Consider the following 19,683-nt stretch of genomic DNA (forward strand, 5'->3'; position numbering starts at 1 on the left):
GGGGCGCTCCGGCCGTACCGATCCCGGTGATTCGCAGATCGCCGTTTTCGCCCTGCGTGCGAGGCCGGGCGGTGATAGTGGGGACTGCCGGAGACCCGGGAATCGGCTCGGGTAGACTGGTGCGGTTGCCACGGCGAGGGTGCCCGGCGGGCCGCTGAAAAGCACCGCACGGAGGCGCCGTCATCGACGCGGTGCTCCGGGCATTCGTTCAGAACGCATGAGCCCCAGCGAGCCCCTCGCCCCAGCACCGCCAGACGACAAGCCGCCGCAGCGAAAGCATCAGGAGTTTCCCCGTGTCCGAGGTAAAGATCAGCGCCGAGCCCCGTACCGAGTTCGGCAAGGGTGGTGCCCGTCGTACCCGCCGGGCCGGCAAGGTGCCCGCCGTGCTGTACGGCCACGGCGAGAAGCCCAAGCACATCGCGCTCCCGGCCCGTGAGTTCGCGGCCGCGATCCGTAAGGGTGGCGCGAACCAGCTCTTCGCGATCGAGGTCAGCGACGGCACCCAGGTGCTGGCGCTGCCGAAGGCGATCCAGCGTGACCCGATCAAGGACACCTTCGAGCACGTGGACCTGCTGCTGGTCCGCCGGGGCGAGAAGGTCACCGTCGAGGTCCCGGTCCAGCTGACCGGTGAGGCCGCGCGGGACACCCTGATCGTGCACGACCACGACACCCTGTCGGTGACCGCCGACGCCACCAAGGTTCCGGACCACCTGGAGGCCTCGATCGAGGGCCTGGAGGCCGGCAGCCAGGTCACCGCCGGCGACGTGGAGCTGCCGGCCGGTGTCGAGCTGGCCGCCGACGCGAGCCTGATGGTCGCCTCGGTGACCGCCGCGCCGACCGCCGAGCAGCTCGAGGCCACCCTCCCCGAGGTCGAGGAGGCCGCCGAGGAGGCCGAGGCCGGCGTCGGCGAGGAGACCGAGTCGTCCGAGGGCGCCGAGGCTCCGGCCGCCGAGGGCGAGGAGACCACCGAGGCGAAGACCGAGGCCTGATCGGTCCCGCTGCGTTGTCGACAGGCGTCCCCGGCTTCCGGGGGCGCCTGTCGGCGTATCGGAGCGGGGGTCGGGCCGGTGGTGCCGGCCCCGGCGCGCGTGCGGTGGCGACCAGGGAGGGCGGCGGGGTCCGCCGGGCGAGAGCGGGAAGGGACGGACGGTGACGGACGAGACGGGGCCGTGGCTGGTGGTCGGCCTGGGCAACCCGGGCCGGGAGTACGCCGGCAACCGGCACAACGTCGGTTTCATGGTGGCGGAGCTGCTGGCCGGTCGGGTCGGTGCGAAGTTCGGCCGGCACCGGCGTGCGGTGGCGGAGGTGGCCGAGGGCCGGCTCGGCTTCGGCGGCCCGAGGCTGGTGCTGGCGAAGCCGTTGACCTACATGAACCTCTCGGGCGGGCCGGTGGCCAGCCTGGCGCAGTTCTACAAGGTGGAGCCGGGCCGGGTGATCGCCGTGCACGACGAGCTGGACATCGCGTACGGGCAGGTTCGGGTGAAGTGCGGCGGCGGCGAGGGCGGCCACAACGGCCTGCGGTCGATGACGAAATCGCTGGGCACCAAGGAGTACGTCCGGGTCCGGTTCGGGATCGGTCGGCCGCCCGGCCGGCAGGATCCGGCGGACTACGTACTGTCGGATTTCGGCGCGGCGGAACGCAAGGAGCTCGACTTCCTGGTGGACCGGGCCGCCGATGTGGTGGAGTCGGTGGTCGTCAAGGGCGTGGAGCCGACGCAGAACCTGTACCACGGCGCCTGAGCGGGGCGGGGCGTGTCCGCCGTGGGTCCGCCAGCCGGTAGTCTGCGCCCTTCGGGGCGCGTGGCGCGGCCGGTGGCAACGGGCTGCCGGTGCGGGCCCGACGAGGTGGACCGTGGTGCGGCGACGGGAGCAGGGGCATGGGCAGTCCTCCGATGATCGATGGTGCGTTCGCCCGCTGGCTGGCGGCCCGCGCCGGTCAGGCGCTGCTCGGACTGCGGGCCGAGCTGGGTTTCGCCGACGCGGCGGCGCTGAAGTCGGCGGGTGACAAGGTCTCGCACGACCTGATCCGTACCGAGCTGGCGAACTGGCGCCCGGGCGACGCGGTCCTCTCCGAGGAGGACGAGGGCGCGCGGTCGGCGGGGTCGGTGTCCCGGCTGGGTGCCGACCGGGTGTGGATCGTCGACCCGCTGGACGGCACGCGGGAGTTCTCGGAGGAGGGCCGCTCGGACTGGGCGGTGCACGTGGCGCTGTGGGCGCGGAACTCGCCCACCCCGCACGGGCTGGTCGCGGGCGCGGTGGGCCTGCCGGCGCAGCACCGGGTGCTGGGGACGGACTACCCGCCCGCGTACCCTCCGATGACGCTGGAGGCGGCGACCGCGGGCGGCGGGCGGACCATCCGCCTGGCGGCGAGCCGGAGCCGGCCGCCGGTGTTCCTGACCGACCTGGCGGAGGACGTCGGGGCGCACCTGGTGCCGATGGGGTCGGCCGGCGCGAAGATCGCGGCGGTGATCACGGGTGAGGTCGACGCCTACATCCACGCCGGCGGCCAGTACGAGTGGGATTCGGCGGCTCCGGTCGCTGTGGCGACGGCCACCGGACTGCACGCTTCCCGGATCGACGGTTCTGCGCTGAGATACAACGAGGCGGATCCGCGCCTGCCGGACCTCCTGGTCTGCCGGAAGGATCTCGCCAGTCGGTTGCTTGCGGCGCTGCACGAGCATTCCCAGTAGTCTGACCGCTGTTTCTTCACATGCCCGACCGGAAAGGTCTGGAAATGAGCCTGCGAATCGAGCCGGTGTCATGACCTCGCCCGCCGCCTACCAGGTGTCGCATCTCGACGCGCTGGAGGCCGAGAGCGTCTTCGTGATGCGCGAGGTTGTCGCCGAGATGGAGCGGCCGGTGCTGCTCTTCTCCGGCGGCAAGGACTCGATTGTCATGCTGCGGCTGGCGCAGAAGGCGTTCGCCCCCGCGAACATCCCCTTCCCGGTCATGCACGTGGACACCGGCCACAACTTCCCGGAGGTCCTGGAGTACCGGGACCAGCGGGTCGCCGAGCTGGGCCTGCAGCTGGTCGTGGCGAGCGTGCCGGAGGCGCTGTCCCGCGGGCTGGTCCGTGAGTCGGCCGACGGGATGCGTAACCGGATCCAGACGCCGGTGCTGCTCGACGCGGTGGAGAAGCACCGCTTCGACGCGCTCTTCGGCGGCGCCCGGCGTGACGAGGAGAAGGCCCGCGCCAAGGAGCGGGTGTTCAGCTTCCGCGACGAGTTCGGCCAGTGGGACCCGAAGAACCAGCGGCCGGAGCTGTGGTCGCTCTACAACGGGCGGCACCACCCGGGCGAGTCGATCCGCGTGTTCCCGCTGTCCAACTGGACCGAGCTGGACATCTGGCACTACATCGCCCGGGAGCGGATCCCGCTGCCGTCGATCTACTACGCGCACCAGCGCGAGGTGGTCGAGCGCGACGGGATGCTGTACGCGGTCAACGAGTTCTTCCACCCCCGGGCGGGCGAGGAGCGGTTCAAGGCGCAGGTGCGCTACCGGACGGTGGGCGACGCGTCCTGCACGGCGGCCGTCCGCTCCGACGCCGACACGGTCGAGAAGGTCATCGAGGAGGTCGCCGCCACCCGGATCACCGAGCGGGGCGCGACCCGTGGTGACGACCGGGTCAGCGAGGCCGCCATGGAGGACCGCAAGCGGGAGGGCTACTTCTGATGAGCACCGAGACCGTGGCCCCGGCTGGCGTCGGGCCGGAGGCCCGACCGATGGACCTGCTGCGCTTCGCCACCGCCGGCAGCGTCGACGACGGCAAGTCGACCCTGATCGGCCGGCTGCTGTACGACACGAAGTCGCTCTTCACCGACCAGCTCGCCGCCGTGGAGGCGGTCAGCGCGGCCCGGGGTGACGAGTACACGAACCTGGCGCTGCTGACCGACGGCCTGCGGGCCGAGCGGGAGCAGGGCATCACGATCGACGTGGCGTACCGCTACTTCGCCACGCCGAGGCGGAAGTTCATCATCGCCGACACGCCGGGGCACACCCAGTACACGCGGAACATGGTCACCGGGGCTTCCACGGCTGACCTGGCGCTGATCCTGGTCGACGCCCGCAAGGGCCTGGTCGAGCAGTCGCGCCGGCACGCGTTCCTCTGCTCGCTGCTGCGGGTGCCGCACCTGGTCCTCTGCGTCAACAAGATGGACCTGGTGGACTGGTCGCAGGAGGTGTTCGAGCAGATCGCGGACGAGTTCACCGCGTTCGCCGCGAAGCTCGACGCGCCGGACCTGACGGTGGTGCCGATCTCCGCGCTGCGCGGGGACAACATCGTCTCCCGGTCGGAGAACATGCCCTGGTACGACGGTCCGTCGCTGCTGCACCACCTGGAGCGGGTGCACATCGCCAGCGACCGGAACCTGGTCGACGTGCGGTTCCCGGTGCAGTACGTGATCCGGCCGCAGTCGACGACCGTCACCGACTACCGGGGCTACGCCGGCCAGGTCGCCTCCGGCGTGCTGAAGCCGGGCGACGAGGTGATGGTGCTGCCGTCCGGCTTCACCAGCCGGATCGCCGCGGTGGAGACCGCCGACGGTCCGGTCCCGGAGGCGTTCCCGCCGATGTCGGTGACCGTACGCCTGGAAGACGAGATCGACATCTCGCGGGGCGACCTGATCTGCCGGCCGAACAACGCGCCCACCGTCGCGCAGGACATCGAGGCGATGGTCTGCTGGATGGACGAGACGCGACCGTTGCAGGTCGGCGGCCGGTACGCCATCAAGCACACCACCCGGTCGGCGCGGGCGATCGTGCGCGGCCTGCACTACCGGCTGGACGTCAACTCGCTGCACCGCGACGAGGCGGCCACCGAGCTGCGGCTCAACGAGATCGGCCGGGTGCGGCTGCGGACGACCGTGCCGCTGCTCGCCGACGAGTACCGGCGCAACCGCACGACGGGCGGCTTCGTCATCATCGACGAGGCCACCAACCGCACGGTCGGCGCGGGCATGATCGTCGAGGCCGGCTGACCGGCGGTCGCTCGACCCCGTCACACCGAAGGAGTGGCTGTCCGCGTCCGGACAGCCACTCCTTCCGTGTGAGCGTCGACGACTCCCGCCGGGCGTGCCGGTCCGTTAAGAAGGGACCCTTCCTCTACCGCAGGCGTTAAGCGGGGGCCCTTCCTTTCACGGTAGGCGGGTGGCTCCGGGGGACGGGAGGACCGTGACGTGGCCGGGGGCGGCGAAGCCGCGCTCGGCGTACGCGGCGGTGACTGCGTCGGCGACGGCGTCCGCGCGGTCGGCGTCGACCAGGGCGAGCACGCAGCCGCCGAAGCCGCCACCCGTCATCCGGGCGCCGAGCGCGCCGGCCGCGAGCGCCGCGTCGACCGCGGTGTCGATCTCCGGGACGGTGATCTCGAAGTCGTCCCGCATGGAGGCGTGCGAGGCGGTCAGGAGGGGGCCGATCTCGCGAACCCGGCCGGCGCGCAGCAGCGCCACGGTGTCGAGCACCCGCTGGTCCTCGGTGACCACGTGCCGGACCCGGCGACGGGTCTCCGGGTCGTCGAGCCGAGCCAGGGCGCCGTCGAGGTCCGCCACCTGCACGTCCCGCAGGGCCGACACCCCGAGCTGCGCGGCGGCCCGCTCGCAGGAGCGACGGCGGGCCGCGTACTCGCCGTCGGCGTGCCGGTGCGGTGCCCGGCTGTCCACGACCAGCACGGCCAGGCCGGCGGCGGCGAGGTCGAAGGGGATCTGCTCGACCGACTCGTCCCGGCAGTCGAGGAAGAGGGCGTGCCCCTCCCGGCAGCGGATCACCGCCGACTGGTCCATGATCCCGGTCGGCGCGCCCACGTAGACGTTCTCGGCGCGCTGGGCGAGCCGGGGCTGTCGGTCGGTGGGCAGGTCGAGCCCGCCGAGGTCGACCAGGGCGGCCAGCACGGCGGCCTCCAGCGCGGCCGAGGAGGAGAGCCCGGAGCCGAGCGGCACGTCGGAGGCGATCGCCAGCCGGGCACCTCCGACGGTGTGGCCGGCGTCGCGCAGCGCCCACACCACCCCGGCCACGTACGCGGCCCAGCCCTTCACCCGGCCGGGCGCGGCGACCTCGTCGGCACCGAAGGTGACGGTCTCGCCGGACAGCTCCGACCAGACCGTCCACGTCTGCCCGGGCTGCGGCGCGGCGGCGGCCACGGTCCGCAGGGACAGCGCGAAGGGCAGCACGAAGCCGTCGTTGTAGTCGGTGTGCTCGCCGATCAGGTTGGCCCGCCCGGGAGCCGCCCAGCGGCCGGCGGGCTCCCCGGCGTACTCCCGGCGGAAGCCGGCGGCGGCGCGGTCCGCGACGTCGGTCGGCGCCGTACCGGCGGGGTGGTCGGTCACCGGCCCTCCAGCACGTGGGTGCGGTAGAAGGACCAGGCGTCGCCGACCATGTCGTGCAGGGTCGGCTTCTGCGGCACCCAGCCCAGTTCCTCGCGGGCCAGCCGGGACGAGGCGACCAGCTCGGCCGGGTCGCCCTCGCGGCGGGGTGCGACCTCCACCGGGAGCGGGTGTCCGGTGACCTCGCGGACCACGTCGGTGACCTGGCGGTTGGTGAAGCCGTTGCCGTTGCCCAGGTTGTAGATGCGGTGCTGCCCGGGTGTGGCCGCGTCCAGGGCGAGCAGGTGGGCGCGGGCCAGGTCGGCGACGTGGATGTAGTCGCGGACGCAGGTGCCGTCGACGGTGGGGTAGTCGTCGCCGAAGAGCTGGAGCTTCTCCCGCCGGCCGGCGGCGACCTCCAGCGCGATGGGGATGAGGTGGGTCTCCGGGTCGTGTCGCTCGCCGAGTGCCACGTCGCCGTCGAGGTGCGCGCCGGCCACGTTGAAGTAGCGGAGCGACACGGCGGCGAGGCCGTGCCCGATCGCCTCGGAGGTGAGCGCCATGTCGACGGCGAGCTTGGTGGCCCCGTAGGTGTTGGTGGGGGCCTTGACGGCGGTCTCCGGGATGGGCAGCTCGGTCGGGTTGCCGTAGACGGCGGCGGTGGAGGAGAAGACCAGCTTCGGCACCCCGGCGGCGCGGACCGCGTCGATCAGCGCGAGGGAGCCGATGGTGTTGGTCCGCCAGTACAGCTCCGGCTTGACCATCGACTCGCCGGCGGCGATCAGGGCGGCGAAGTGCAGGACACCGTCGAAGCCGGCGTCCGGGGTGAGCACCCGGGCGGCGTCGTGGATGGAGGCTTCGACGTGTGTCGCCTCTCCGGCGAGCGCCTCCCGGTGCCCGGTGCACAGGTCGTCCAGGACGACGACCTGGTGGCCGGCGTCGAGCAGCATCCGGGTCACCACGCTGCCGATGAAGCCGGCTCCGCCGGTCACGAGCAGTTTCACGTCGGTCTCCTCCTGCCTGGCCGCCTCGGTCGCGACCGTGTGGTGATCACCCTACGGCCGCCCGCTGTGCCGGCGCTTTGCGTCACCCCGTCGCCATTCCATCACAAACTCTCACGATTAAACAGACCCGAACATGGCCCGCGGGGAACGGGGCGCGGTGTCTACCATCCTTTCCATGCGGGAAGCGGGTGGTCCCGGGCTCCGGCGGCGGTCGCGGGGGCGGCCGCGCCCTGCGCCGGGTCCGCTGGCCCGGGGCGTCGCCCGGCTCGTCGTCCGCGCCGCCGACGGCGCGACCCGGCTGGTCACCGACCTGCTCGGCGCCAGCCCGGCGGCCGGCCGGGAGCGGATCAGCGAGGACGAGCTGCGCGACCTGGTCGCCGCCAACACCGTCCTGGACCCGGTGGAACGCCGGATCATCGACGAGGTGCTGGTGGCCGGCGCCAAGATGGTCCGCGAGGTGATGATGCCCCGCACCGAGGTCGTGTTCCTCTCCGCCGGCCTGACCGTCACCGAGGCCGAGCGGCTGGTACGCGCCGAGACGCACACCCGCTACCCCGTCGTCGACGGCACCCACGACGACGTCGTCGGCTTCGTGCACCTGCGCGACGTGCTGCTCCGCCCCGACCTCCACCCGTGCACCACGGTCGGCGAGCTGACCCGGGAGGTCAAACAACTGCCCGGCAGCAAGCGGGTGCTCGCCGCGCTGAGCGAGATGCGCCGGGAGCGCCACCACCTCGCGGTCGTGGTCGACGAGTACGGCGGCACCGCCGGCATCGTCACCCTGGAGGACCTCATCGAGGAGCTGATCGGGGAGATCCACGACGAGTACGACGCCCCGCCCGACCCGGTGCACGTCGGCCTGCCCGCCGAGGTCGACGGCCGGCTGAACCTCGCCGACTTCGCCGAGCGGACCGGGGTGGCGCTGCCCGTCGGCCCGTACGAGACGGTCGGCGGCTTCGTGATGGCGTCGCTGGGACGCCTGCCCGTCGCCGGTGACGAGGTGCCGGTGGCCGTCGAGCCGGCCGGCAACGGCACGCCGGAGCCGCCCGAGGGGTCGGGCGGCTGGCTGCTGCGGGTCGTGGAGCTGGAGGGCCGCCGGGTGGCCCGGCTCGCGGTCTCCGCCGGGCGGCCGCCCGGACCGAGGCGCGAGGTCACCGCACCGACGGCGGCCGGCGCGAGTCGACCCGCCGGCCCGTCATGACGTACGCCGGGTGTTGCTGACAGAATTGCCGGCATGTCCGACGTACCCGTCCGCCCGCGCGTCTTCTCCGGTATCCAGCCGACGGCCGACTCGTTCCACCTCGGCAACTACCTGGGCGCGGTCCGGCACTGGGTGGCGTTGCAGGAGACCCACGACGCCTTCTACTGCGTGGTGGACCTGCACGCGATCACCGCCGGGCACGACGCGGCGTCACTGCGGCAGCGGTCCCGGACGGCCGCCGCGCAGCTGCTCGCCGTCGGTCTGGACCCGGAGCGCTGCACGCTGTTCGTGCAGTCCCAGGTGCCCGAGCACGCCCAGCTCGCCTGGGTCCTGTCCTGCATCACCGGCTTCGGCGAGGCCGGCCGGATGACCCAGTTCAAGGACAAGTCGCAGAAGCAGGGCAACGAGCGGTCCAGCGTGGGCCTGTTCACCTACCCGATCCTGCAGGCCGCCGACATCCTGCTCTACCAGGCGCACGCGGTGCCGGTCGGCGAGGACCAGCGCCAGCATCTGGAGCTGTCCCGCGACCTGGCGCAGCGGTTCAACTCGCTGTTCGGCCCGACCTTCACGGTGCCCGCCCCGCACATCGTCAAGGACACCGCGAAGATCACCGACCTCCAGGACCCGGCCGCCAAGATGTCGAAGTCCTCCTCGTCGCCGGCCGGCATCGTCAACCTGCTGGACGACGCGGCCCGCTCGGCGAAGAAGATCCGCTCGGCGGTCACCGACACCGGCCGCGAGATCGTCTTCGACACCGAGACCAAGCCCGGCGTGTCCAACCTGCTCACGATCTACTCGGCGCTGGCCGGCCGGAGCATCGACGACCTCGTCGCCGCGTACGCCGGCAAGGGCTACGGCGACCTGAAGAAGGACCTCGGTGAGGTGGTCCGGGAGTTCGTCACCCCGGTCCAGGAGCGCACCCGGGGCTACCTCGACGACCCGGCGCAGCTCGACAAGCTGCTCGCCGCCGGGGCGGAGAAGGCCCGCACGGTCGCCGCCGAGACGCTGCGCACCGCGTACGAGCGGGTGGGCTTCTTCCCGCCGGTGCGCGGCGAGTAGCGCCGCGGCGTACGGGCGAGGTGGAGGGTCGGTGGCCGAAGGGGTGGCGGGCAGCGTGGACCGCGGAGACGGGACGCCGGCGACGGCCGGTGACACCATCCAGATCGGCATCGCCGTCGACATCCCGGAGCCGTGGGGCAGCTTCCTGACCCGGCGCCGGGTCGAGGCGGGCGACCCGCAGGCCGTGCCCGCGCACGTGACGCTGCTCGGGCCCACCGAGATCCCGGTGGCGACGCTGCCGGCGGTGGAACGGCACCTCGGCGCGGTCGCCACCGGCCACCTGCCGTTCACCCTGCACCTGCGGGGCACCGGCACCTTCCGGCCGGTGACCCAGGTGGTCTTCGTGGCGGTCGCCGCCGGGATCAGCGAGTGCGAGCTGCTCGCCGCCGCGATCCGGGCCGCCCCCGAACTGCACCGGGAGACGCGCTTCCCGTACCACCCGCACGTCACCGTCGCCCAGGACGTCGCGCCGGAGGCGCTGGACAGGGCGTACGAGGACCTGGCCGACTTCTCGGCGATGTTCGAGGTGGAGGCGTTCACCCTCTTCTCCCACAGCGGTGCGGCCCGCTGGCAGCCGCGCCGGGACTTCCGGCTCGGCGGCTGACCCGTACGGGTCGGATCGGCAAGGATGACGGCGTGAACGCGTTCGGCCGGATCGAGGCCGCCCTTGACCGACGGATCAGCGCGGCGCGCCGCCGCTCGGTCCGTGTCGACCATGTGTGGCGGGCCGGCGTGCTCTACAACGACGTGCTGGGCGGCCGGCTGGCGGCGGCCATCGCCTACTACGGGTTCTTCGCGGTCTTCGCGCTCGCGCTGGTCGGGTACTGGGTGTTCGGCGCGGTCCTGGGGAGTAACGACGAGGTCAGCGACGCGGCGGCGGACTTCCTGCGGGAGAACCTGCCGTTCCTGGATCCGGTGCAGATCGAGGAGAGCAGCGGCACCGTCGGCGTGATCGGCCTGATCATCCTGGCGTTCACCGGCATCGGCTGGGTGGAGGCGATTCGCTCCTCGCAGCGGCTCATGTACGGCCTCAACCAGCAACCCGGCAACCTGGTGATCCGGCGGCTGGTCGACCTCGGCGTGCTGCTCGTCGTGTTCGTGCTGCTCGGCGGATCGGTGGCCGCCGTGGACGCGCTGGAGTCGCTGCTGCGCTTCCTGTTACGCAGCACCGGCTCGGTCGGCCTGACCACGGTCAGCGCGGTGCTCAGCGTGGTGGTCAACGCGGTGCTCGCCACCCTGCTGCTGGTGGCGGTGCCCCGGCTCCGCATGAGCCGGTCCCGGCTGCGGCCGGTGGTGCTCTTCGTCGCGGTCGGCATCACGCTGCTCAACACGGTCGGGCGGTACTGGGTGGTCCGGACCGAGCGCAACCCGGCGTACACCGTCGTGGCCGGCGCGGTCGGTCTGCTGCTCTACCTGTATCTGCTCAACCAGCTCGTGCTCTTCGGCGCGGCGCTCGCCGCCACCAGCACCCGGGGACGGGTGGTCGACCTGGCCGAGGGCCCCGCGCCGGCCGACCTGGACGTGGACACCGACCCGGGCACCCCGGGCGGCGCCGGGTGACCGGCGGGAAGGGAGGAGCCGTGCGGCTCTCGGTCGACCCGGGCTCGTCGGTGCCCCCGTACGAGCAGGTACGCGCGCAGCTCGCGGCGCAGGTGGGTGACGGGCGGCTGCCGGTCGGCACGCGGCTGCCCACGGTGCGGCAGCTCGCCGCGGACCTCGAACTGGCGGTGAACACCGTTGCCCGCGCCTACCGTGAGCTGGAGGCGGCCGGCCTGCTGGAGACCCGGGGGCGGCACGGCACGTTCGTCGCACCCGGCCGCGACGACGCGCGGGACCGGTTGCACCGCGCGGCGGCCGACTACGCGGCGGAGGCCGCCCGGCTGGGCGTCCCGCCGGAGGCGGCGCTGGACCTCGTGCGGGCCGCGCTGGACGCCGGCCGGCGAGGGTGACCGTTCCGCGCCGGGCGCGGAGTCGATCACCGCAATCGCGCCGATCCGCCCCCGCGTCCCCGCACCGGGGGACCATGATGGGCGCGTGGGCGCTCTCGTGACACTCGACCTGCCGGAAGACTCGCCGATGCTCGGCCTGCCGTGGATCATCACCTTCGGCCCGCTCGGCGACGTCGACGAGTGGGAACCGGTGGTCTGCGGGCCGTACGAGCGAGCCCACGCCCTCGCGCTGGCCGAGGCGGTCGTCGCCGAGGAGCAGCTCATGGCGGTGGTCGAGCCGTTGTTGCCGGCGGTGTCGGCGGAGGAGATCCGCGGCGAGATCGCCGCCGCCCAGATCGCCGCCGAGGACGAGGTGGCCCGGGTCGACGACGCCGACCTCTACGGCGACTACGAGGACACGATCGACGAGGAGCTGGAGGCGGCGGCCGCCGAGGACCGCCTCGAACCACTGCCCGCACCCTCCGAGGCGGAGCTGCGCGCGGGCTTCGGCCGGATCGCGGCGAGGCTGACCGGCCGGGCGGACTGATCACCCGAGATGGAACGTCGGCGCCTCACGGAGCGTGCTCCGCGAGGCGCCGACGCCACCTCACCCCCCACCACAAGGGGTCGGTTGCCCAGCCGCCCGTCGGCGCGGAGCACAACGGACGACCAGGTCGATGACGGGATACCCGCTCAGCGGCGTTCGAACCAGGCGGCGGCGTCGACCGGGAGCAGGTGGCCGGAGCCCTGCCCGGTGAGCGCCTCGCTGGCCACGACCGGTTCGCCGTACCCGTCGATCAGGGCCGGCGCGCCGCTGATGTTGACCACGCAGGTCAACACGGCCTCGCCGGCGTTGCGGCTGAAGGCGAGCACGCCGGGCTCGGTCTCCAGCCAGGTGATGCCGGACGCGCCGGTGGACAGCGCCGGGTGCGCGCGCCGTACGTGCAGCGCCGCGCGGTAGAGCTCCAGCGTCGAGCCGGGCACGCCGGCCTGGGCGGCCACCGAGAGGGCACGCCAGGTCGCGGGGGCCGGCAGCCAGCTCAGCTCGCTGCCCTCCGGCCCGAAGCCGTACGGGGACAGCTCGCCGCTCCACGGGATCGGCACCCGGCAGCCGTCGCGGCTCTCGCCGGTACGGAGGAACTGCGGGTCCTGCCGCATCTCGTCGGGCAGGTCCAGCACCTCCGGCAGGCCGAGTTCCTCGCCCTGGTAGAGGTACGCGCAGCCGGGCAGGGCCAGCATCAGCAGGGAGGCGGCGCGAGCGCGGCGCAGCCCCTCGGCGCCGTCGCCGTAGCGGGTGACGTGCCGCTGCTTGTCGTGGTTCGACAGGACCCAGGTGGTCGGCGCGCCGACGATTGTCGACTCGGCGAGCGCGGTGTCGATCACCTTGCGGAACGAGTCGGCGGACCAGGTGGCGTCGAGAAAGTCGAAGCTGAACGCCTGGTGCAGCTCGTCGGCCCCGATGTAGCGGGCCAGCCGCTGCGGGGTCTCCGCCCACGCCTCGGCCACGGCCATCCGGCCGCCGGGGTAGCTGTCCAGGATCGGCCGCCAGGCCCGGTAGATCTCGTGCACCTCGTCCTGGTCGAAGTAGGGGAGTCGGCCCTTGCCGAGCAGCTCCACCTGACGCTGACCGGTGGTCATCGTGCTGAAGCCGACGTCCGGAAGCCCCTCGGCCTTGATCATCCCGTGCGCCACGTCGATCCGGAAGCCGTCGACGCCGCGGTCCAGCCAGAAGCGCAGCACGCCCTCGAACTCGGAGCGGACCTCGGGGTTGCGCCAGTTCAGGTCGGGCTGGGCCGGGTCGAACAGGTGCAGGTACCACTGGCCGTCCGGCAGCCGCGTCCAGGCCGGGCCACCGAAGATGCTCTCCCAGTCGTTCGGGGGCTCGTCACCGTTCTCGCCCCGACCCTCGGCGAAGAGGTAGCGCTCCCGCTCGGGGGAGCCCGGGCCGGCGGCCAGGGCGGCCTGGAACCAGGGGTGCGCGTCGGAGGTGTGGTTCGGTACGAGGTCGACGATGATCCGCAGCCCCAGCGCGTGGGCGTCGGCGATCATGTTGTCGAAGTCGGTGAGGGTGCCGAACATGGGGTCGACGTCGCGGTAGTCGGCCACGTCGTAGCCGCCGTCGACCATCGGCGAGGTGTAGAAGGGGGTCAGCCAGAGCGCGTCGACCCCGAGGTCCCGCAGGTACGGCAGGCGCTCCCGGATGCCCTGGAGGTCTCCGATGCCGTCGGAGTTCGAGTCGGCGAAGCTGCGGACGTAGACCTGGTAGACGACCGCGGAGCGCCACCAGTCGTCGTCGGAGGTCAGCGGCGTGGGGTTGCTGACGGTCATCGGAGGCGTTCCCCGTTCTCTGGCTCGGGACAGCGGCACTGCGGCGCGGCCGGGTGGTGACACGCGGGTGTCTGAGAAGAATGCCGCTCGCTTGCTGCAAGAGTCAAGCAATGCTTGCGCAAGAAATGACAGCGGTCACGCTACCCGTCGGTACGCCGCCGGGTCGGCACCCCGAGGTTCGGGTCCTGTCGAGCTGATGTCGGCGATGGATCGTCCGGTCCGAGCGGGCTGTCGATCCCTGATGTCGTTGATGGCTCAGCTCGACAGCGCACGCCACAGGTGTCCGGCCCGGGGGGAGACGGGCCGACCGACGCCGGCCCTCGGACGGTGGGCGGCGTGGCGTGGCGCAGTGGCGTGGCGGGGTGGCGTGGCGTGGCGTGGCGGGGTGTCAGGCGGAGACGGCGAGCGCGGACGGTGTGGCCCGCTGGCGTGCCGGGCTGTCACCCGACCCGGCCGCCGCGCGGGCGACCGCGGTGGAGCCGCGCACCACCAGTTCCGGACGGAAGAGGTACTCCGAGTGCGGGGAGGCGTGCCCGTTGATCTCGTCGACCAGGGCGCGCACCGCGGCCACCGCCATGGCCGTCACCGGCTGGCGCATGGTGGTCAGCGGCGGGTCGGTGAACGCCATCAGCGGGGAGTCGTCGTAGCCGACCACGGACAGGTCGGCAGGAACGGACAGGCCGCGCTGGCGGGCGGCCCGGATCGCACCGAGCGCCATCAGGTCCGACCCGCAGACGATGCCGGTGACGCCCCGGTCCAGCAGCCGTGCGGCGGCCGCCTCGCCGCCCTCCACGCCGAACAGGGACAGCTCGGTCAGCTCGGAGAGCTCGTCGTCGGTGACGTCGGTCAGGCGCTTCATGGCCGCCAGGTAGCCGCCGACCTTGCGCTGCACGGGCACGAACCGGTCCGGGCCGGTGATCAGGCCGATCCGGCGGTGCCCGAGGGCGACCAGGTGGGCGACGGCCAGTTCGGCCGCCTCCCGGTCGTCGCAGGAGACGAAGGGCGCCGAGATGCCGGGCGCGTAGCCGTTGATCATGACGACCGGCAGCGGACGGGCGAGCAGCGCGCGGTAGCGGTCGTGGTCGGCGGCGGTGTCGGCGTGCAGGCCGGAGACGAACACGATGCCGGAGACCTGGCGGTCGAGCAGCATCTCGACGTACTCGTCCTCGCGGACACCGCCCGGGGTCTGGGTGCAGAGCACGGGCGTGAACCCGGTGGGCGCCAGTGCCGACTCGATGATCTGGGCGAAGGCCGGGAAGATCGGGTTGTCGAGTTCCGGGACCACCAGGCCCACCAGGCCGGCACTGCGCTTGCGCAGGCGGGCCGGGCGCTCGTAGCCGAGCACGTCGAGGGCGGTCAGGACGGCCTGCCGGGTCTCAGGGGCCACTCCCGGGCGGTCGTTGAGCACCCGCGACACCGTGGCCTCGCTGACTTCGGCCTGCTGGGCGATGTCGGACAGACGAGCGCGCATGGTCGGCACTGTAGCTCACCGGATAGTTCTTGCGCAGTGGCCGGCAAGTTCTTGCAGATTCGAGCAGGCATGATCGGCGGGCCTCGTCAGGCGACGCCTTCCGGGCGGGCGACAGCGCCGCGCTGCCGGCCCTGTCGACGGATGGGCAGGTGACGTAGGGTCCTGCCCCGGTCACCGAGATGGGATGTTGACCACGTCGAGCCCTGCTGGTTTGTCCCAAAGGCCCCATGCGAGGGAGTGTCAGATGACAAGACGGGCTCGGTTGTTGCAAGCACGTTCGCAAGGGGTTTCTAATCCCGAAACTTCTTGCTACCGTCGCGCCGATACCCGGCAGGCAATCTAGGAGCGAACATGCGTCGCACAGCCAAGGGGATCGCCGTTCTCGCCTCCACCACCCTTGCTCTCGCCCTCGCCGCCTGTGGCGGGGAGGACAAGGCCACGGAGGAGACGCCGAAGGCCGATCCCGCAGCCCTCAAGGCCGAACTCACCTGGTGGGACACGTCCGACCCGAAGAACGAGGGTCCGGCGTTCCAGGAGCTGATCGCCAAGTTCAACCAGACCTACCCGAACGTCAAGGTCAACTACCAGTCGGTCCCGTTCGGTGAGGCCCAGAACAAGTTCAAGACCGCCGCGCAGGCCAAGACGGGCGCGCCGGACATCCTGCGGGCCGAGGTTGCCTGGGTGCCGGAGTTCGCCTCTCTCGGTTACCTCTACGCGCTGGACGGCTCCGAGCTGCTGAGCGAAGAGTCGGACTTCCTGGAGACCCCGCTCGCCTCGAACAAGTTCGACGGCAAGACCTACGGCGTCCCGCAGGTGACCGACACCCTGTCGCTCATGTACAACAAGGAACTGCTGACCAAGGCCGGCATCACCTCGCCGCCCAAGACCTGGGCCGAGCTGAAGACCGTCTCGCAGACCATCAAGCAGAAGACCGGCGCCGAGGGTGTGTACATCAACCCGGCCGGCTACTTCATGCTGCCGTTCATGTACGGCGAGGGCGGCGACCTGGTCGACACCCAGAACAAGAAGATCACCATCAACTCGGAGCAGAACGTCGCCGGGCTGAAGATCGCCAAGGACCTGATCGCCAGCGGTGCGGCCGCCAAGCCGTCCGCCAACGACTCCTACGGCACCATGATGACCCTCTTCAAGGAGAAGAAGGTCGCCATGGTCATCAACGGCCCGTGGGAGGTCAACAACGTCAAGCAGGCGCCGGGCTTCGGTGGCCTGGAGAACCTGGGCATCGCCCCGGTTCCGGGCGGCTCCGCCAAGGCCGGTGGCCCGGTCGGTGGCCACAACTACACGATCTACTCCGGCATGCCGCAGGAGAAGATCGACGCGGCCGTCGCGTTCGTGAAGTTCATGAGCTCCGCCGAGTCCCAGGCGTTCGTGTCGGAGAAGCTGGGCCTGCTGCCGACCCGCAAGTCGGCCTACAACCTCGACGCGGTCAAGAACAACCCGATCGTCGCGGCGTACCAGCCGGTCGTCGAGGCGGCCGTGGGTCGTCCGTGGATCCCCGAGGCCGGCCAGTTCTTCGGCCCGCTGGACCAGATGGCCACCGAGGTCCTGATCCAGAACAAGGACCCGAAGGCCGCGCTCGACGAGGTTGCGAAGAAGTACAAGGCCGAGGTCGTTCCCTCCTACGGGCTCTGACCTCACCGTAGGCGCTGGCAGCGGCCGGCGACCACCTTCGGCATCCGGCAGGGTTCGGTGACCTCGCGGTCACCGGGCCCTGCCGGAACTCTCCCCTGGAGCACAGCTGATGAGCACTGTGACAGCCGATCCGGCGCCGAAAGCCGCGCCGTCCGGCCGCCGCTCCGCACCACCCTCCCGGCTGCGACGCAGCTGGGAGAAGCACTGGTACGCCTGGGCGATGGTCCTGCCCGTCGTCATCGTCCTGGCGGTCCTGATCTTCTACCCGCTGTTCCGCGGGGTCTGGATCTCCCTGACCAACCTCACCGAGGCCAACCAGGCCGCCGAGATCTGCACCAAGTCGATCACCGGTAGCGAGGTCTGCAACGACAACCCCAACAAGTGGGAGTTCGTCGGCCTCGACAACTACATCAACGTTCTCAGTGGCAACGTCGGCGAGTTCTGGCAGTGGACCGGCATCACGCTGATCTGGACCGTCGCATGCGTCGTGTTCCACTACGGCCTCGGTCTCGGACTGGCCGTCATGCTGAACCGCCCGATGTGGGGCCGCGGCCTCTACCGGGTGCTGCTGGTGCTGCCCTGGGCGGTGCCGGCCTTCGTCAGCGCCTTCGCCTGGAAGTTCATCTTCAACGAGCGCTTCGGCCTGGCCAACTCACTGCTCTCCTCGCTCGGCATCGACCCGGTGGACTGGTTCGCCAACCAGTGGACGTCGCTGTTCACCGCGATCGTCACCAACATCTGGCTCGGCGTGCCGTTCATGATGGTCGCCCTGCTCGGCGGCATGCAGACGATCCCGGGTGAGCTGTACGAAGCCGCCGAGATCGACGGCGCCACCCCGTGGCAGCGGTTCCGCAACATCACCCTGCCGGGCCTGCGCCCGGTCAGCATGACGGTGGTCCTGCTCGGCACCATCTGGACGTTCAACATGTTCCCGATCATCTTCCTGGTGACCGAGGGACAGCCGGCCGGCCAGACCGAGATCCTGGTGACCGGCGCGTACCGGGCGGCGTTCGAGGGCATCCGGAACTACTCGCTCGCCTCCACCTACGGCGTGCTGATCCTGTCGATCCTGCTGGTGTTCTCCGTGTTCTACCGGCGGATCCTGCGCAAGCAAGGCGAGGTGTGGTGACATGAGCCAGCTGACAACGCCGGTGGCGGCGACTCCCGCCGCGGTCGGGGCCGTCAAGACCCGTGCCGTCAGGCGGCCCGGGCGCAGCGGCCGCAGCCCGGCCAGGTCCCTGCTGCTGCACGGCACGCTGATCCTCGCCTCGCTGATCGCGATCGGCCCGATCGCCTGGGTGCTGCTGTCGTCGTTCAAGCCCGGGTACGCGGTGCAGAGCAGCGACCTGACGCTGGTCAAGGACCCGACCCTGGCCAACTACAGCTACGTGCTCTTCGACACCAACTTCCCGAAGTGGCTGCTGAACTCGGTGATCGTCGCGGCGTTCACCATGCTCATCGGCATCTTCTTCTCGGCCACCACCGGCTACGCGGTGTCCCGGTTCAACTTCCCGGGCCGCCGTCCGCTGATGCTGGTCTTCCTGGTCACCCAGATGTTCCCGGTGGCCATCCTGATCGTGCCGATCTACACGATCATGGCGCGGCTGGGGCTGATCAACACGCTGCCCGCGTTGATCATCGCGTACCTGACCATCGCGGTTCCCTTCTGTGCCTGGATGTTGAAGGGCTACTTCGACTCCATCCCCACCTCGCTGGACGAGGCGGCGGCGCTGGACGGGTGCGGCCCGTTCACCATCTTCTGGCGGATCATCCTGCCGCTGGCCCGCCCGGCCGTGGCGGTGACCGCCTTCTACACCTTCCTCACCGCCTGGGGTGAGGTGGCGTACGCGTCGGCGTTCATCCAGACCGACAACAAGTTCACCCTGGCGTACGGGCTCCAGCAGTTCGTGCCGCAGTTCAACCCGCAGTGGGAGTACCTGACGGCGGCGGCGGTGCTCGTCACCATCCCGGCCGGCCTGGTGTTCATGGTCGCCCAGCGGCACCTCGTCTCCGGCCTCACCGCCGGCGGCACGAAGGGCTGACACGCGGGACGACCGTCACGACGGGGGTGGACACCGACCGGTGTCCGCCCCCGTCGTCGTTCGTGGGGTCAGCGGGTGGGCCGCAGGAGGGCGCGGACGCCGGCGAGGTAGGTCTCGCGGTCCGGCCCGCCGGTGAGGACGACCTGGAGGAACCAGCCCGGCACCAGGGCGAAGAGGGCGGCGGCGACGGCTTCCGGGTCGGCCTCGGCCGGTAGCTCCCCGGTGCGCTGCGCCTGCCGGGCGAGCGTCTCGAAGTGGCGACGGAAGCCGTCGTACGTGGCGGCGACGAAGGCGCCCAGGGCCGGGTCCCGCTGTGCCTCGCCCCAGACCTGGATGGCGATCCGCAGGACGCCCTCCTCGCCGGCCTGGGTCTCCACGTACCTCAGGGCGCGGTCGAGCGCGTCCAGCAGCGGCAGGGGCGGGTCCTGGCGGATCGTCTCGGCGAGCACCGCACCCGCGCCGCCGATCGCGTCCTCGGCGATCGCCTTGATCAGATCGGCCTTGCTCGGGAAGTAGCGGTAGACCGCCCCCACCGAGAGGCCCGCCTCGGCGATGACGTCCTGCATGGTCGTGCGGTGGAAGCCGTCGCGCAGGAAGCACCGGCGGGCCGCCTCGACGATCTGGCGGCGGCGGGCGGCGAGATGTTCCTCCGAGACACGTGGCACGGGATACATCGTAAAGCGAACGCTCGTTCTTGACAGCGA

General features: G+C 71.5%; 19 protein-coding genes. 14 read left to right on the forward strand and 5 right to left on the reverse strand.

The genetic code is table 11. The features are described 5' to 3' along the window. Positions 1–293 precede the first annotated feature (293 nt). The 5 genes from ACIBR0_RS09780 (at position 294) to cysN (ending at position 4,976) form a co-directional block, all read left to right on the forward strand. A complete protein-coding gene (locus ACIBR0_RS09780; protein ID WP_396713979.1) occupies positions 294–989 on the forward strand; it encodes a 50S ribosomal protein L25/general stress protein Ctc in 696 nt (231 codons plus the stop codon). Between the two features lie 160 nt (positions 990–1,149). Next, positions 1,150–1,740, forward strand: a complete 591-nt coding sequence (gene pth / locus ACIBR0_RS09785; RefSeq protein ID WP_357032127.1) for an aminoacyl-tRNA hydrolase — start codon at positions 1,150–1,152, stop codon at positions 1,738–1,740. 137 nt (positions 1,741–1,877) lie between these two features. Next, positions 1,878–2,690 carry a 3'(2'),5'-bisphosphate nucleotidase CysQ gene (locus tag ACIBR0_RS09790; protein ID WP_357032131.1) on the forward strand — a complete coding sequence of 271 codons (813 nt, stop codon included), beginning with the start codon at positions 1,878–1,880 and terminating at the stop codon, positions 2,688–2,690. Positions 2,691–2,760: 70 nt separating this feature from the next. Further along, the gene (gene cysD, locus ACIBR0_RS09795) at positions 2,761–3,672 is read left to right on the forward strand and encodes a sulfate adenylyltransferase subunit CysD (protein WP_357032134.1); all 912 of its coding nucleotides are present in this window, start codon (positions 2,761–2,763) and stop codon (positions 3,670–3,672) included. After that, positions 3,672–4,976, forward strand: a complete 1,305-nt coding sequence (cysN, locus tag ACIBR0_RS09800) for a sulfate adenylyltransferase subunit CysN (RefSeq protein WP_396713982.1) — start codon at positions 3,672–3,674, stop codon at positions 4,974–4,976. Before cysD ends, cysN begins: the two co-directional genes overlap by 1 nt. 156 nt (positions 4,977–5,132) lie before the next feature. Here the strand turns inward: cysN and galK are convergent, their stop codons facing one another. Further along, on the reverse strand, positions 5,133–6,317 hold the full coding sequence (gene galK / locus ACIBR0_RS09805) for a galactokinase (RefSeq protein WP_396713984.1): 1,185 nt from the start codon (positions 6,315–6,317) through the stop codon (positions 5,133–5,135). Continuing rightward, positions 6,314–7,297, reverse strand: a complete 984-nt coding sequence (gene galE / locus ACIBR0_RS09810; RefSeq protein WP_396713986.1) for a UDP-glucose 4-epimerase GalE — start codon at positions 7,295–7,297, stop codon at positions 6,314–6,316. The genes galK and galE overlap by 4 nt, the downstream gene beginning before the upstream one ends. A 175-nt stretch (positions 7,298–7,472) precedes the next feature. Here galE and ACIBR0_RS09815 point away from each other — a divergent pair, with 175 nt between their 5' ends. The 6 genes from ACIBR0_RS09815 (at position 7,473) to ACIBR0_RS09840 (ending at position 12,032) form a co-directional block, all read left to right on the forward strand. Continuing rightward, positions 7,473–8,498 carry a hemolysin family protein gene (locus ACIBR0_RS09815; RefSeq protein ID WP_396713988.1) on the forward strand — a complete coding sequence of 342 codons (1,026 nt, stop codon included), beginning with the start codon at positions 7,473–7,475 and terminating at the stop codon, positions 8,496–8,498. Positions 8,499–8,531: 33 nt separating this feature from the next. Beyond that, positions 8,532–9,557, forward strand: a complete 1,026-nt coding sequence (gene trpS, locus ACIBR0_RS09820) for a tryptophan--tRNA ligase (protein ID WP_396713990.1) — start codon at positions 8,532–8,534, stop codon at positions 9,555–9,557. A 31-nt stretch (positions 9,558–9,588) separates the two neighbouring features. After that, positions 9,589–10,161, forward strand: coding sequence for a 2'-5' RNA ligase family protein (locus ACIBR0_RS09825; protein ID WP_396713992.1), 573 nt, complete (start codon positions 9,589–9,591; stop codon positions 10,159–10,161). Positions 10,162–10,193: 32 nt separating this feature from the next. Further along, positions 10,194–11,117: a YhjD/YihY/BrkB family envelope integrity protein gene (locus ACIBR0_RS09830; RefSeq protein ID WP_396713993.1), complete on the forward strand. Its 924-nt coding sequence runs from the start codon at positions 10,194–10,196 to the stop codon at positions 11,115–11,117. 20 nt (positions 11,118–11,137) lie between these two features. Next, the gene (locus ACIBR0_RS09835; RefSeq protein WP_396713995.1) at positions 11,138–11,506 is read left to right on the forward strand and encodes a GntR family transcriptional regulator; all 369 of its coding nucleotides are present in this window, start codon (positions 11,138–11,140) and stop codon (positions 11,504–11,506) included. Positions 11,507–11,591: 85 nt separating this feature from the next. Further along, entirely contained in the window at positions 11,592–12,032 is a 441-nt protein-coding gene (locus tag ACIBR0_RS09840) for a hypothetical protein (RefSeq protein WP_396713997.1), read from the forward strand. A 146-nt stretch (positions 12,033–12,178) separates the two neighbouring features. Here ACIBR0_RS09840 and ACIBR0_RS09845 read toward each other — a convergent pair whose 3' ends face one another. Beyond that, positions 12,179–13,813 carry a glycoside hydrolase family 13 protein gene (locus ACIBR0_RS09845; protein ID WP_396713999.1) on the reverse strand — a complete coding sequence of 545 codons (1,635 nt, stop codon included), beginning with the start codon at positions 13,811–13,813 and terminating at the stop codon, positions 12,179–12,181. 388 nt (positions 13,814–14,201) lie between these two features. Beyond that, positions 14,202–15,284 carry a LacI family DNA-binding transcriptional regulator gene (locus tag ACIBR0_RS09850; protein ID WP_357030205.1) on the reverse strand — a complete coding sequence of 361 codons (1,083 nt, stop codon included), beginning with the start codon at positions 15,282–15,284 and terminating at the stop codon, positions 14,202–14,204. Between the two features lie 351 nt (positions 15,285–15,635). On the opposite strand from ACIBR0_RS09850, the gene ACIBR0_RS09855 reads away from it, so the two are divergent. From ACIBR0_RS09855 to ACIBR0_RS09865, 3 genes are all read left to right on the forward strand, one after another. After that, positions 15,636–16,937, forward strand: a complete 1,302-nt coding sequence (locus ACIBR0_RS09855) for an extracellular solute-binding protein (RefSeq protein ID WP_396714001.1) — start codon at positions 15,636–15,638, stop codon at positions 16,935–16,937. Positions 16,938–17,046: 109 nt separating this feature from the next. Then, the gene (locus ACIBR0_RS09860) at positions 17,047–18,066 is read left to right on the forward strand and encodes a carbohydrate ABC transporter permease (protein WP_396714003.1); all 1,020 of its coding nucleotides are present in this window, start codon (positions 17,047–17,049) and stop codon (positions 18,064–18,066) included. 1 nt (position 18,067) lies between these two features. Beyond that, positions 18,068–18,979: a sugar ABC transporter permease gene (locus ACIBR0_RS09865; protein WP_396714005.1), complete on the forward strand. Its 912-nt coding sequence runs from the start codon at positions 18,068–18,070 to the stop codon at positions 18,977–18,979. A gap of 68 nt (positions 18,980–19,047) precedes the next feature. Here the strand turns inward: ACIBR0_RS09865 and ACIBR0_RS09870 are convergent, their stop codons facing one another. Further along, the gene (locus ACIBR0_RS09870; RefSeq protein WP_396714007.1) at positions 19,048–19,644 is read right to left on the reverse strand and encodes a TetR/AcrR family transcriptional regulator; all 597 of its coding nucleotides are present in this window, start codon (positions 19,642–19,644) and stop codon (positions 19,048–19,050) included. Positions 19,645–19,683 lie beyond the last annotated feature (39 nt).

The sequence above is a fragment of the Micromonospora sp. NPDC049497 genome, assembly GCF_044465805.1.
Classification (GTDB): Bacteria; Actinomycetota; Actinomycetes; order Mycobacteriales; family Micromonosporaceae; genus Micromonospora.

What these genes read in the sequence shown, in the direction of transcription:
- ACIBR0_RS09790 (WP_357032131.1), top strand. Translation starts at nt 1,878, where the DNA reads ATGGGCAGTCCTCCGATGATCGATGGTGCGTTCGCCCGCTGGCTGGCG.
- cysD (WP_357032134.1), top strand. Translation starts at nt 2,761, where the DNA reads ATGACCTCGCCCGCCGCCTACCAGGTGTCGCATCTCGACGCGCTGGAG.
- cysN (WP_396713982.1), top strand. Translation starts at nt 3,672, where the DNA reads ATGAGCACCGAGACCGTGGCCCCGGCTGGCGTCGGGCCGGAGGCCCGA.
- ACIBR0_RS09815 (WP_396713988.1), top strand. Translation starts at nt 7,473, where the DNA reads ATGCGGGAAGCGGGTGGTCCCGGGCTCCGGCGGCGGTCGCGGGGGCGG.
- trpS (WP_396713990.1), top strand. Translation starts at nt 8,532, where the DNA reads ATGTCCGACGTACCCGTCCGCCCGCGCGTCTTCTCCGGTATCCAGCCG.
- ACIBR0_RS09845 (WP_396713999.1), bottom strand. Translation starts at nt 13,813, where the DNA reads ATGACCGTCAGCAACCCCACGCCGCTGACCTCCGACGACGACTGGTGG.
- ACIBR0_RS09850 (WP_357030205.1), bottom strand. Translation starts at nt 15,284, where the DNA reads ATGCGCGCTCGTCTGTCCGACATCGCCCAGCAGGCCGAAGTCAGCGAG.
- ACIBR0_RS09855 (WP_396714001.1), top strand. Translation starts at nt 15,636, where the DNA reads ATGCGTCGCACAGCCAAGGGGATCGCCGTTCTCGCCTCCACCACCCTT.
- ACIBR0_RS09860 (WP_396714003.1), top strand. Translation starts at nt 17,047, where the DNA reads ATGAGCACTGTGACAGCCGATCCGGCGCCGAAAGCCGCGCCGTCCGGC.
- ACIBR0_RS09865 (WP_396714005.1), top strand. Translation starts at nt 18,068, where the DNA reads ATGAGCCAGCTGACAACGCCGGTGGCGGCGACTCCCGCCGCGGTCGGG.